An 11,488-nucleotide genomic window follows, 5' to 3' on the forward strand; every position below is an offset into this window, starting at 1 on the left:
GCCGGCCCCCGGTGGCGGCGCGCCGCGCGCCCGGAAATTCGCTGGCACCCGGCACGGCGGCGCCGCCAGGGTGGGTGCCATGGCAGAACCCCCGTACCGGATCCGCGCCGCCCACACGGCGTCCACCGTCACCGTCTACCAGGCGTACCCGCCGGAGATCGGCCTCCCGGCGGCCCGCGACGGCCGCTTCCCCGCCCAGTGGAAACGGGACCGCATGACGTGGGTCAAGCCCTCCTTCCTCTGGATGATGTACCGCTCGGGGTGGGGGACGAAGGAGGGCCAGGAGACCGTCCTCGCCGTCGAGATCGGCCGCGAGGGGTTCGAGTGGGCGCTGGAGCACGCCTGCCCGACGCACTACGAACGCGGGCTGCACCCGGACCGCGCCACCTGGAAGAGCCTGCTGCGGCGTGTGCCCGCCCGGGTCCAGTGGGATCCCGAACGTGATCTGGACCTGCAACCGCTGCCGTACCGTTCGCTCCAGCTCGGCCTCGCCGGGATCGCCGCCCACCGGTACGCGGAGGAGTGGACGGTCGCCGTCACCGACGTGACGGCGCTCGCCCACCGGATCCGGCAGTGCGTACGCGACGGCGATCCGGAGGGCGCTCGCCGGCTCCTGCCGGTGGAACGCCCCTACCCCGTCCCCGCCGGGGCCCTGGCCCACCTGCACCGGTGACCCCGGCAACCGGGAGGGCCGCGCCCGACCCGCCGTCATGACGGCGGGTGGAACGGCGGCATACGATCGGCGAATGTCGCAACGCAACGCATCCTCGCCCCCGGTCACGGCACCGGTCACGGCACCGGCGGCCCGCTCGGCGCGCCGGCCCAGGGGCTCCGTGCTGTCCGTCGGCTCGGTGGGCTCGGTCCTCTCGATCGGCTCGGTCGGGTCCGTGCTGTCGATCGGCTCGGTCGGCAGCGTGCTGTCCGTCGGTTCGGCCGGCTCGGCACTGTCCGCGCTCTCGGCCGGGTCGTGGCTGAGCCTCGGCTCGCTGCTGTCGGCCGGCTCCCGCTGGTCGGTGCTGTCCTGGCGCTCCCGGCGCGGGCTGATGGCCTCCGGCGCGCTGGCGGTCTGCGCGGTCACCGCCGGGGCGGCCGTGGCCGTCGGCGGCCGGCCGCGGCGGCGTGCCCGCTAGCCGGGCGGCCGGGCGGGGAGTGAGGCCGTCGTGATCCGCCGGATCGTTCGCAATCCCGGGGCCTGGTACGTGGCCGCCCTGTCCGCCATGTGCCCCGTCCTGGTGCTGCTGCCGCCCGATCGGGTGCTGGCGCTGCGGGAATGGGCGTCGACCAATCTGGCGAACCTGCACCCCTGGCCGTCCGGCCATCCGGTCGAGTCGCTGGTGGTGTCGGCGTTCGTGCCGCAGGACAGCCCCTGGGTGTGGCCGGTGTTCGCGCTGTCCGTGTGCACGGTCGTCTCGGCGCTCGGCGCCCGCCGCGCGGTGGTGTCGCTGGCGCTCGCGCAGGTCGGTGCGACCCTGCCGACGGAGGCGCTGGTCTGGTGGCGCATCGACCACGGCGCGCTGCCCGCCTCCGAGGCCCACACGCTGGACACCGGCCCGTCCTACGTCGTGGTAGCGGCGATGACGGTGGCTGTCCTCCGGGCCCGTCCGGTGTGGTGGCGGGCGGTGTGGCTGGTGATGCTGCTCGTGGCCGCCCCCGCCCTGCTCGACGGGCTCGGCGAGGGAGCGGTGGCGGCCGTCGGCCACGTGCTCGCCTTCGCCGCCGGACTCGTGATAGCGGCCGTGCACCGGTTCCGCCACTCGCCTCCGGCCCGCCCCGCACCGGAGGCCGTCTCCTCTCCCCCGGCCCCGGCCCGCACCTGACCGCGCGCCCCGGTCCGACCGTTCCGGGGCCGTACCGCACGCCCCCGCGGTGCGGCCCGACGCGGTACGGCGCGGGCCGGGGCGGTACGGCGCGGGGCGGTCGGACCGGCAGCGGGAACCGGCAGGCGGCTCCCGCTGCCGTTGCGGGCCGACCGCGCGGGGCGCAGCATCCTGACCATGACGACCGAGGAAGACCGGATCAGGGCGCTGGTGCAGGACTGGGCCTCGGCGGTCCACCGGGGCGATCTCCCGGGCGTCCTCGCGGACCACGCCCGGGACATCGTGATGTTCGACGTGCCGCCGCCGTACGAGGTTGTCCGGGGCATCGACGCGTACCGCGACACCTGGCCGCCGTTCTTCGAGTGGCAGGCCCAGGGAGCCGCGTTCGAGATCGAGGCGCTCGACGTCACGGCCGGCGCGGACGTCGCCTTCGCCCACGCCCTGCTGCGCTGCGGCACACCGGCGGACCTCGCCGAACGGCCCGCGCAGCACCTGCGGCTCACCCTGGGCCTGCGCAAGGAGGACGGCCGCTGGGTCGTCGCGCACGAACACCACTCCTTCCCGGACGCCACCGGAGCGGAGTAGCGCCGCCCCTGCGCGTCGTCCCGGCGCGCCGCCAGGTCCGCCAGGTCCGGCAGGTACTCGGCGGCCGACTCGGGCACGACAGCCACCCCCGGCCGGACGCCCCTGGTCTGCGGGGAGGGGCGGAGGGGCGGCGGCGCGGACCGTGTCCGAATGTGACAGGGAACCGTCATTGCCGCCACCGGCCGCACCGGGCGAGGATGAACGCATGCCCACTCCGCACCGTGTCGTCATCGCGGTCTTCCCCGACGTCGACCTCCTCGACGTCACCGGCCCGGCCGAGGTCTTCGCGCTGGCCAACCGGGAGACCGCGGGCCGCGCCGGCTACCGGGTCCGCCTCGCCGGGCCGACCGTCGGTGCGGTGCGCACGTCGGCGGGAGTGCGGCTGCTCACCGACGTGGCCTTCGAGGACGTCGGCGGGCAGGTGGACACCCTGCTGGTGCCGGGCGCGGTCGACATGACCGACGACGGCCCGCGCGCCCGGATCGACGACGCCGTCGTGTCCTGGGTCAGGGAGACCGCCCCGCACGCCCGGCGGGTGGCGTCGGTCTGCGTGGGCGCGCACCTGCTGGCGGCGGCCGGCCTGCTGGACGGGAGGACCGCCACCACCCACTGGTCGACCGCCGACCAGCTCGCCGCCGACCACCCGGACGTCACGGTCGACCCGGACCCGATCTTCGTCCGCACCGACCGCGGCCGGCTGTGGACCGGGGCCGGGATCAGCGCCTGCCTGGACCTCTCGCTGGCCCTGGTGGCCGAGGACCTGGGCGAGCAGGCCGCCCTGGCGGTGGCCCGGCAGCTGGTGGTGTACCTGAAGCGGCAGGGCGGGCAGAGCCAGTTCTCCGTCCCGCTCAGCCGCCCTCCCGCCGGCCGGCGGGACATCGACGAGCTGTGCCTCTGGATCGCCGACCATCTCGACGAGGAGCTGTCCGCGCCGGCGCTGGCCGCCCGGATGTGCCTCAGCGAGCGGCACTTCGCCCGCGTCTTCAAACAGGAGACGGGCACCACTCCGGGCGCGTACGTCGAAGCGGCCCGCGTCGAGGCGGCCCGGCGCGCGCTGGAGGCCACCGACGATCCGCTCGACCTGGTCGCGTCCGCGTCCGGGCTCGGCTCCGCCGAGACGCTGCACCGGGCGTTCCGGCGGCAGCTCGCCACCACCCCGGCGGCCTACCGCCGCAGCTTCCGCACCCGGACGGTCTGACCACCGGCCCGTCCGACCACCACGCCGACCACCACGCCGACCACCGCCCCGTCCGCCCCCGCGCCGGCCTGACGCGCGGCGGGCCGGCCCGCCATGCCCCCGCCCCCTCCGGGAAGGCCCGTCTCCGGGCCCGCCCCCACCCGGCCTGCCCCTTCCCCGGGCGCACCCGCGCCCGGCCCCTCGTATCCACTCGTCCGACGAAAGGCCCCACCATGACGACCGGCACCCCCGTCACGACCCCCTCCACGACCCTGCGCGACGTGATCGGCCTGGACAACCGGCCGCCGCGGCTGGGCGAATCGGCCCTGATCATGATCGATTTCCAGAACACCTACCGCACCGGCGTCATGGCGCTGGAGGGTGCCGAGGAGGCCCTCGCAGCCGCCGCCCGCCTGCTGGAGCGCGCCCGCGCCGCCGGCACACCGGTCGTCCACATCGTCAACGACGGCGGCGAGGGCACCCCCTACGACATCCGCGCCGACATCGGCTCCCTCAGCGACGAGGTCGCCCCGGTCGACGGCGAGCCGGTCGTGGTCAAGCAGTTCCCCGACGCGTTCCACGCCACCACGCTGGAGGAGACCCTCACCGACCTGGGCTTCGCCCCGGGCGGCGGGAAGGACCTCGTCCTGGCCGGGTTCATGACCCACATGTGCGTCACCTTCACCGCCCAGGGCGCCTTCCACCGCGGCTACCGGCCCACCGTCGTCGCCGCGGCCACCGCCACCCGCGCGCTGACCGGTCCGGACGGCACCGTGCTGCCGGCCGCGGCGCTCCGGTCCGCCGCCCTGACCACCGTCACCGACCTGTTCGGACTCAGCGTCCCCACCGCCGAGGACCTCCCCGCCTGACCCCGCCCGGACCCGGACGCGGCCGTGCGGGAGGCCCGCCCGCCCGCATGGCCGCGTTCATGTCACATTTCCGGCCACAATGGGCACTCCACTCCATCAGCACACCACAGACACAGGATCTCCGCGTAGGGTGAGGCCGTTCCACCGCCCGGTTTCCCGACCAACGAGCCGTATCGAGCGTGCTCTTCGACAGGACTGGAGTGAATTGACCATGCACGAGCGTCAATTGTGGAAGCGTCTGGCGACCTCGCCCCTCCGCAGGATCGCCCGCCGGGGACTCGGCGCCACCCTGGGCGCCCTCGCGCTCATGGCCGCCTTCGTCCTCGCCGGCACCACCACCGGGGTGTCGAGCGCGGCGGCCCAGACGTCGGCGGCCTCCGGCAGGTGGGCCTGCTCCGGCGAGGCCATCACCCCCGGATGGGTCGTCACCGCGTGGGAGCGCGGCGGCTGCAGCGGCCGCGGCTCCTGGTACCAGGAACCCGCCAAGGACGGGATCTGGACCTGTTCGGGCTCGCCGGTCGTCACCGGGTACGTCACCACCGACCACACGCAGAGCGGCTGCAACGGCATCGGGAACTGGCGCCACAACCTCGTCCGCGAGGGGATCTGGACCTGCGGCGGCTCGCCGGTCGTCACCGGGTACGTGATCACCGACCACATCCGCAACGGCTGCGCCGGCGTGGGCTCCTGGCGCCACAACCTCGCCAAGGACGGGATCTGGACGTGCGGCGGCTCGCCGGTCGTCGCCGGGTACGTCAGCACCGACTACATCCAGAACGGCTGCTCCGGCGCCGGATCGTGGCGCCACAACATCGCGCGCGTCGGCCTGTGGACCTGCCCGGGCTCGCCCATCCCGCCCGGCTTCCGCTCCACCTCCTACCAGGCGTCCGGCTGCGGCGGCCTCGGCGCGTGGGTCCTCGCGCGCGCCTGACCCGATCGAAGGCCCGGAGGCACCGCACCCACGGCGGTGCCTCCGTCCCGTTCGCACGGATCCGGCCGCCCACCGGACCGGCTTGACCGTCGAACAGGCGCTGCTGCGATAGTGGGCGCGTGCGTGTCGATCTCCTCGGACCTCTGGTGCTGGACCTCGGCGCCGGCCCGACACCGGTCGGCGGTCCCCGGCTACGGGCACTCCTGGCACGGCTCGCGCTGGACGCCGGGCGCGGCGTCCGGCCGGAGACCCTCGTCGAATCCCTGTGGGCCGGGGAGCCGCCCGCGGACCGGGCGAACGCGCTGCAGTCGCTGGTGTCCCGGTTGCGTCGCGTCCTGGGTGATCCCGCGCTGCTCACCGCGGGGCCGGCCGGCTACCGGCTCACCGTCGAACCGGACGCGGTGGACGCCGTCCGGTTCGAGCGGCTGGCGCGTTCCGGGCGGCAGTCACTCGCCCAGGACCGGCCCGCCGAGGCCGTCGCGACGCTGCGGGAGGCCCTGGGGCTGTGGAGCGGCCCGGCCCTCGCGGACGTCCGCGAGGCACCGTTCGGCGACACCGAGGCCGCACGGCTGGAACGGGTGCGGCTGGCCGCCACGGAGGACCGGATCGAGGCCGAACTCGCGCTCGGCCCCGGCCCCGACCTGGTCGCCGAGCTGGAGTCGCTGACGGCGGGCCACCCGCTCCACGAACGGCTGCACGCCCAGCTGATCCGCGCGCTCGCCGCCGCAGGCCGACCCGCCGAAGCCCTGGCCGCCTACCAGCGGCTGCGCGACCGGCTCGCCGACACCTTCGGCAGCGACCCCGGGCCCCGGCTCCAGGCGGCCCACCTCGCCGTGCTGCGCGGCGAGGTCCCCCCGCAGCGACAGCACCCGGACGCGCACCGGCCGTTCCGCCGATCGCGGGTCCACGGGAACCTGGACGCTCCGCTGACCAGCTTCATCGGCCGTCAGGAGGACGTCCGCCGGGTCGTCGACCTGCTCGACCGGACCAGGCTGGTCACCCTGGTCGGTCCCGGGGGCTCCGGCAAGACCCGGCTCGCCGGCGCCGCCGGACACCGGCTCACGCCGTCCTGCGGCGTGTGGTTCGTCGCCCTGGCGCCGGTCGGCCCCGACGGGGTGGCGCGCGCCGCACTCGACACCCTCCGGGCGCGCGACGTCGACCCGCCCGAACGCCCTCCGGCCCCGGACCGGCCGGCCGGGGCGTCCCCGGACACCGGTCCGGGCTCGCCCGGGGAGATCCTGGACCGCCTGGCCGAGGCCGTGGCGGACGACGACCTGGTCCTCGTCCTCGACAACTGCGAGCACGTGATCGAGACCGCGGCCGCGCTGGCCGGCTCCCTGCTCGGCCGCTGCCCCCGGCTGCGGATCCTGGCCACCAGCCGCGAACCGCTGCGGATCGACGGCGAGACCCTCCACCCGGTGCTCCCTCTGGACCTGCCCGAACCGGGTGCGCCGGCCCCGCAGGCCCGGGCCTGTGCGGCGATCCGGTTGTTCCAGGACCGGGCCGACGCGGTCCGCCCCGGCTTCACCGTGGACGACGACCTGCCCGCGGTGATCGAGATCTGCCGCCGCCTGGACGGCCTGCCGCTGGCGATCGAGCTGGCGGCGGCCCGGCTGCGGACCCTGCCGATCGAGGTCGTCACGGCCCGCCTGGACGACCGGTTCCGGCTGCTCACCGGGGGCAGCCGCACCGCGCTGCCCCGCCACCGGACCCTGCGCGCCGTGGTGGCCTGGAGCTGGGACCTGCTGGCCGACGACGAGCGGGCGCTCCTGGAGCGGCTCGCGGTGGTCCCCGGCAGCTTCGCCGAGGACGCGGCGCGGGCGGTCTTCGGGTCCGACCCCCATCGGGCGGACGACGTCGAGGAGTTGCTGTCGGGTCTCGCCGACAAGTCGCTGCTCCACCCGGTCTGGTCCGCCGACACCGGCGAGCTGCGCCACCGGATGCCGGAGACCGTCCGGGAGTACGGTCTGGAACAGCTCGCCGGGCGCGGGGAGACCGGCGCCGTCCGCGCACGCCTCACCGGATTCCTCCTCGACCTGGTCGAACGGGCCGAGCCCCGGCTGCGCACCCGCGACCAACTGCGCCTGCTGGCACGGCTGTCGGCCGAGCGGGACAACCTGTTCACCGCCGTGCGCCGGACGGTCGAGGCCGGGGACGCCGCCACGGCCGTCCGGTTCGGCGCCGCACTGTGCTGGTACTGGACCATGCGGGGCAACCCGCCCGAGTCGTCGGACCTGCTCGGCCAGGTGCTCGCGATGCCCGGGCCGGCCGATCCGGTGGCCAGGGCACTGGTGGTCGTGACGCACACGCTGGGCACCGAGGCCGTCGGCCCGCCCCACGAGGCCGAGGCCGCCTTCCACCGGATGGTGCGCGCGGTGGAGGGCATCGACCCCGGTGTCCATCCCCTGCTGGAGATGGCCCGGTCGGCCGTCGCCGCCGCCCGGCCGGCACCGCCCCCGGGCCCGGCGGGCGGCCCGGACGCAGCGGACGCAGGGTGCTCCTCCCGTCCGCCGACGGAGGGGGGCGGGGCTGGAGGGGACCCATGGAGCCGGGCGTTCGGGCTGATGGTCCGGGGCCTGCTGGCCATGCGCACCGGCGACCTCGCCGGCGCGACGGAGCTGCTTGCCCGCGCACGGACCGGTTTCGAGGAGCTCGGGGAACGGTGGGGCGCGGCGACCACGCTGAGCACCCTGGGGTCGATCCGGCAGCGGTCCGGCGACCCGTCCGGCGCACTGGCCCTGAACGAGGAGGCGGCCCGGTACTTCCAGGAGCTCGACATCCGGGAGTACTCGATCGAGAACGACGTGCAGACCGGGCTGGCGATCGCCCAGGCCGGGGACGTGGAGGGCGGGCGGCGACTCCTGGAGGGCCTGCTCGACGAGGTGACACGGGTCGGGGCGGCCGAGCCGCGGGCGCACGTCCGGCTGGGCCTGGCCCGGCTGGAGTGGCTGGCCGGACGGCCGGGGCCGGCCCGCGAACACGCGCGGATCGCGCTGGCCGAGTCCCCCGACGGCCGGGCGGTCCCGTCGCACCTCACCGCCCTGCTGCTGGCGGTCCTCGCCCAGGTGGACACTGCGGAGGGCCGCCCGGAGGACGCCGCCCGACGGCTCGACCACCCGGCGGTGCACCTGATGCTGGCCCGGGACACCCCGGCCGCGGCCGGGATCGTGGCCGCGGTCGCCGGGATCGAGCTCGGCCGCGACCGGCCGGCGAGCGCGGCCCGGTTGCTCGGGGCCGCCGCCGTGCTGCGGGGCCCGGACGATCTGGGCGACGCCGTCGTCCGCGGGGTCGAGCGGCGGGCCGCCGCCGCGTTGGGCGACGGGTTCGCGGCGGCGCGCGCCGCGGGCGCGGCGATGCCGCGGACCGAGGCCAGGGGCCTCGCGTCGGCGGTCGTCGCCGCGCCCGGAGCCCGCCCGGGGCTGACCGGTCGGGCCGGTCAGCCCGGGCAGTCCGGTCGGCCGGATCAGCCCGTCTGAGTCACGCCCGTGACGGACGGCACCGCACCCGCCGGGGTCTCGGCCGCAGCCCCGGCCTGGGCCTGGGCCGGAACCGGCTTGCCGAACATCGTGCAGATCACCGCCGTCCGGAGCGCCCGGTCGGCCTCCAGCAGCCGCTGATCGGCACCGAACTCGAACAGGAACTCCGTCGGGACGAGCACGGTGGAGGTGCGCGCACCGGTCCCGTCGGTGAGGTTGCCGCTGCTGTACCCGGTGATCCCCCCGCCGTGGCCCCAGACCGTGCCGCACGGGGTGGCCCCCGTCTCGATGCCCAGCCCGTACCCGGCTCCCTCCGGATCCTCCGGATCCATCGGCACGGTGGTGCGCAGTTCTTCGAGCTGGGCCGCCGGCAGGAGCCTGCCGGACATCAGCGCCGTGTAGAAGCGGGACCAGTCCTGCGCCGTGGAGACCACCGCCCCGGCGGCTCCGCCCCAGCTCGGGTTGTTGCCGGAGGTGTCGACGTGGCCGTCCCGGCCCGGCCCGGCGACCACCCGGAACTCGGCGGGCACGCCGGCCGGCATGTGGGCGGCGTCCGGTTCGTACCCGCGGGCGTACCGGCCGCGCCAGCGGGAGTCCGTGGCGAGGTAGGTGTGCCACAGGCCCAGCGGCCGGGCGATCCGGTCACGGATCAGGTCGGCCGGGCTCGCGCCGGTGACCGCTTCGAGGACGGCGCCGACCGCGGCGTAGTTCGTGTTGCTGTAGGACCACTTCGCGCCGGGAGCGAACAGCGGCTCGTGCCGTACGCCCAGGGCGAGCAGTTCCGTGGAGGTCCACCGCCGCCGGTCCTGGCCGAGGATCGAGCCCAGGACGGCGCCGTCCTCGGTGTAGTCGAAGAGGCCGCTGGTGTGGTTCAGCAGCATCCGCAGCGTGATCGCCGCGCCGTTCGGGATCCGGCCCGGCAGCCACTTCTCCACCGGGTCGGTCAGGGCGAGCCTGCCCTCGGCGACCAGTTGCAGCACGATCGTGGCGATCATGGTCTTGGTGTTGGAGCCCATCCGGAACTCGTCGCCGGCCCTGAGCCGCTGGTCCCGCGCGGCCCACGGGGCCTGCTCGACGATCTCGACGGGCCGGCCGCGGCCGTCGTCCACCCGGACGATCACCCCCGGCGCTCCCGCCGCCACGAGCTGCCGCGCCAGTTCCGTCAACCGGGCCCGCTGCGACTCGGCGCCCTCCTCGACCACCACCGGTGCCGGTGCGGGAGCCGCGACCGCGGGCGCCGCCAACCCCATGGCCAGGCCCGACACCGTCACCACCGCCGGCACCGTCCGCCGCCAGCGCGACCACGCCGTTCTGCCCGCCGGGGCCGGACGCCCCGGCGAAGACGCCTGCCGGGACACCGAGTGCTGCTGGGACATGGAACCGTCCTCCTCGTTCTGGCTCTGCTGGACGGCCCCAGCCTCCGCCCGGCCGCTGGCAAGCCGCGCACAACACGCTGGCAGGCGGCCGGCCACGGGCGCACCGGTTCCCGGCACCCGGTGCCGGGCCCCGTTCCCGGGTCGCGGCGGTGACCCCGGGCGGGTTCCGGTGACCCCGGGCGGTTGTCGGGGCGGCCCGCGGCGGCGTCCCCGCAGCCCTGGCAGGTCGCAGCCGGTAGCGGTTCACTGGTAGTGAGCAGGGCAGGAGACGGAGGCCCGGCGATGGACTGTCCTCACCCGATCGGGTTCCACGCGGAGGTCCGCACGCAGTACGCCGCCGCCGGAGCGGACGTGGCCAGGCTGGTGCGAGCCGTTCCGGACGACCGGTGGAGAGCGCCGACCCCCTGCCGCGACTGGGACGTGCGCACGCTGGTGAACCACCTCGCCGCTCAGCACCTCTGGGTCTGCCAGGCGGTGGCGGGCTACACCCCGGAGCAGATCGGCCACCGTTTCGAGGGGGACGTGCTGGGCCGCAACCCCCTCGGCGTCTGGACGATGGCCGTCGACAGCGCCGTGCGCGCACTCGCCGAACCCGGCGCACCCGACCTCCTCGTGCACCTGCCGTACGGGATGCGGGACGCCGGCGGTTACGTCCGTGAGCTCACCGCCGAGACCGTCGTGCACGGCTGGGACCTGGCCCGCGCGCTGGGCGAGACCGGACGGATGCCCCGGGACGCCGCCCGGTACGCGCTCGCCGAGTTCCGGAGCTACCGCGACCCGGCGGGCACCGGCCGGTTCGACCCGCCCCGCACCGCCCCTCCTGGTGCCGACTCCCAGGAGCTGCTGCTGGCCCTCACCGGCCGCGACCCGGGCTGGTCCGCCGACCGGATGTGAGCGGACGGCGGTCGCGCGGGTCCCGGCCCTCTGCGGCGCCCAACAGGTACGACGGCCCGTTCACCCCCTCCCCACCGATCCGGCGGTCCCCTTCAGGGGCCGCCGGTCGTTCGTGCTGCCCCGCCCCGCGTGCGTGCGACGGGCTTCGGACGGCCCGGTGACCTCGTCGAAGCGCCGGAACACCCCTCTTTCCTGCCGTTCCGGTTCCTCCGCGGCCACGCAGGGTGAGGGCTGTGGTGCGGGCCACCCGGAGGCAGGTGACCCGCCACCCTTTCCACCACCCCCGGCAGAGACACCGTCACCCACCGTCGACCATGTGCGCGGCCTCACAGCCCCACCCCTGTGGCCCGGACCACTTCCCAC

11 protein-coding genes are annotated in these 11,488 nt (G+C 75.9%); 9 read left to right on the forward strand and 2 right to left on the reverse strand.

Annotated features, from left to right (window positions below):
• Window positions 1–79 precede the first annotated feature (79 nt).
• The 5 genes from PUR56_RS29345 to PUR56_RS29365 all read left to right on the forward strand — a co-directional run bounded on the left by PUR56_RS29345 (window position 80) and on the right by PUR56_RS29365 (window position 3,600).
• Window positions 80–673, forward strand: a complete 594-nt coding sequence (locus PUR56_RS29345; protein WP_329951163.1) for a DUF4291 domain-containing protein — start codon at window positions 80–82, stop codon at window positions 671–673.
• A 73-nt stretch (window positions 674–746) separates the two neighbouring features.
• Window positions 747–1,130, forward strand: coding sequence for a hypothetical protein (locus PUR56_RS29350; RefSeq protein ID WP_329951164.1), 384 nt, complete (start codon window positions 747–749; stop codon window positions 1,128–1,130).
• Between the two features lie 30 nt (window positions 1,131–1,160).
• The gene (locus tag PUR56_RS29355) at window positions 1,161–1,817 is read left to right on the forward strand and encodes a rhomboid-like protein (RefSeq protein ID WP_329951165.1); all 657 of its coding nucleotides are present in this window, start codon (window positions 1,161–1,163) and stop codon (window positions 1,815–1,817) included.
• Window positions 1,818–1,994: 177 nt separating this feature from the next.
• The gene (locus tag PUR56_RS29360; RefSeq protein WP_329951166.1) at window positions 1,995–2,402 is read left to right on the forward strand and encodes a nuclear transport factor 2 family protein; all 408 of its coding nucleotides are present in this window, start codon (window positions 1,995–1,997) and stop codon (window positions 2,400–2,402) included.
• Window positions 2,403–2,607: 205 nt separating this feature from the next.
• Window positions 2,608–3,600 carry a GlxA family transcriptional regulator gene (locus tag PUR56_RS29365; protein WP_329881741.1) on the forward strand — a complete coding sequence of 331 codons (993 nt, stop codon included), beginning with the start codon at window positions 2,608–2,610 and terminating at the stop codon, window positions 3,598–3,600.
• On the opposite strand, the gene PUR56_RS29370 is transcribed toward PUR56_RS29365, so the two are convergent.
• Complete coding sequence (locus tag PUR56_RS29370) at window positions 3,567–3,695, reverse strand: hypothetical protein (RefSeq protein ID WP_329951167.1); 129 nt, start codon at window positions 3,693–3,695, stop codon at window positions 3,567–3,569. The genes PUR56_RS29365 and PUR56_RS29370 overlap by 34 nt on opposite strands.
• Before the next feature lie 117 nt (window positions 3,696–3,812).
• Between PUR56_RS29370 and PUR56_RS29375 the strand changes: the two genes are divergently transcribed.
• The 3 genes from PUR56_RS29375 (at window position 3,813) to PUR56_RS29385 (ending at window position 8,855) form a co-directional block, all read left to right on the forward strand.
• Window positions 3,813–4,448 carry an isochorismatase family protein gene (locus tag PUR56_RS29375; RefSeq protein WP_329951168.1) on the forward strand — a complete coding sequence of 212 codons (636 nt, stop codon included), beginning with the start codon at window positions 3,813–3,815 and terminating at the stop codon, window positions 4,446–4,448.
• A gap of 211 nt (window positions 4,449–4,659) precedes the next feature.
• Window positions 4,660–5,379 carry a hypothetical protein gene (locus PUR56_RS29380; protein WP_329951169.1) on the forward strand — a complete coding sequence of 240 codons (720 nt, stop codon included), beginning with the start codon at window positions 4,660–4,662 and terminating at the stop codon, window positions 5,377–5,379.
• A 119-nt stretch (window positions 5,380–5,498) separates the two neighbouring features.
• The gene (locus PUR56_RS29385) at window positions 5,499–8,855 is read left to right on the forward strand and encodes a BTAD domain-containing putative transcriptional regulator (protein WP_329951170.1); all 3,357 of its coding nucleotides are present in this window, start codon (window positions 5,499–5,501) and stop codon (window positions 8,853–8,855) included.
• Here PUR56_RS29385 and PUR56_RS29390 read toward each other — a convergent pair.
• Window positions 8,843–10,231, reverse strand: a complete 1,389-nt coding sequence (locus PUR56_RS29390; protein ID WP_329951171.1) for a serine hydrolase domain-containing protein — start codon at window positions 10,229–10,231, stop codon at window positions 8,843–8,845. The genes PUR56_RS29385 and PUR56_RS29390 overlap by 13 nt on opposite strands.
• A gap of 282 nt (window positions 10,232–10,513) precedes the next feature.
• Between PUR56_RS29390 and PUR56_RS29395 the strand changes: the two genes are divergently transcribed.
• Window positions 10,514–11,125: a TIGR03086 family metal-binding protein gene (locus PUR56_RS29395; RefSeq protein WP_329951172.1), complete on the forward strand. Its 612-nt coding sequence runs from the start codon at window positions 10,514–10,516 to the stop codon at window positions 11,123–11,125.
• Window positions 11,126–11,488 lie beyond the last annotated feature (363 nt).

Origin of the sequence: Streptomyces sp. BE303 (assembly GCF_036290945.1) — a bacterium.
GTDB lineage: Bacteria > Actinomycetota > Actinomycetes > Streptomycetales > Streptomycetaceae > Kitasatospora.

Coding starts and splice junctions, on each gene's coding strand:
- PUR56_RS29345 (WP_329951163.1), top strand. CDS start 80: ATGGCAGAACCCCCGTACCGGATCCGCGCCGCCCACACGGCGTCCACC.
- PUR56_RS29350 (WP_329951164.1), top strand. CDS start 747: ATGTCGCAACGCAACGCATCCTCGCCCCCGGTCACGGCACCGGTCACG.
- PUR56_RS29360 (WP_329951166.1), top strand. CDS start 1,995: ATGACGACCGAGGAAGACCGGATCAGGGCGCTGGTGCAGGACTGGGCC.
- PUR56_RS29365 (WP_329881741.1), top strand. CDS start 2,608: ATGCCCACTCCGCACCGTGTCGTCATCGCGGTCTTCCCCGACGTCGAC.
- PUR56_RS29370 (WP_329951167.1), bottom strand. CDS start 3,695: ATGGCGGGCCGGCCCGCCGCGCGTCAGGCCGGCGCGGGGGCGGACGGG.
- PUR56_RS29375 (WP_329951168.1), top strand. CDS start 3,813: ATGACGACCGGCACCCCCGTCACGACCCCCTCCACGACCCTGCGCGAC.
- PUR56_RS29380 (WP_329951169.1), top strand. CDS start 4,660: ATGCACGAGCGTCAATTGTGGAAGCGTCTGGCGACCTCGCCCCTCCGC.
- PUR56_RS29390 (WP_329951171.1), bottom strand. CDS start 10,231: ATGTCCCAGCAGCACTCGGTGTCCCGGCAGGCGTCTTCGCCGGGGCGT.
- PUR56_RS29395 (WP_329951172.1), top strand. CDS start 10,514: ATGGACTGTCCTCACCCGATCGGGTTCCACGCGGAGGTCCGCACGCAG.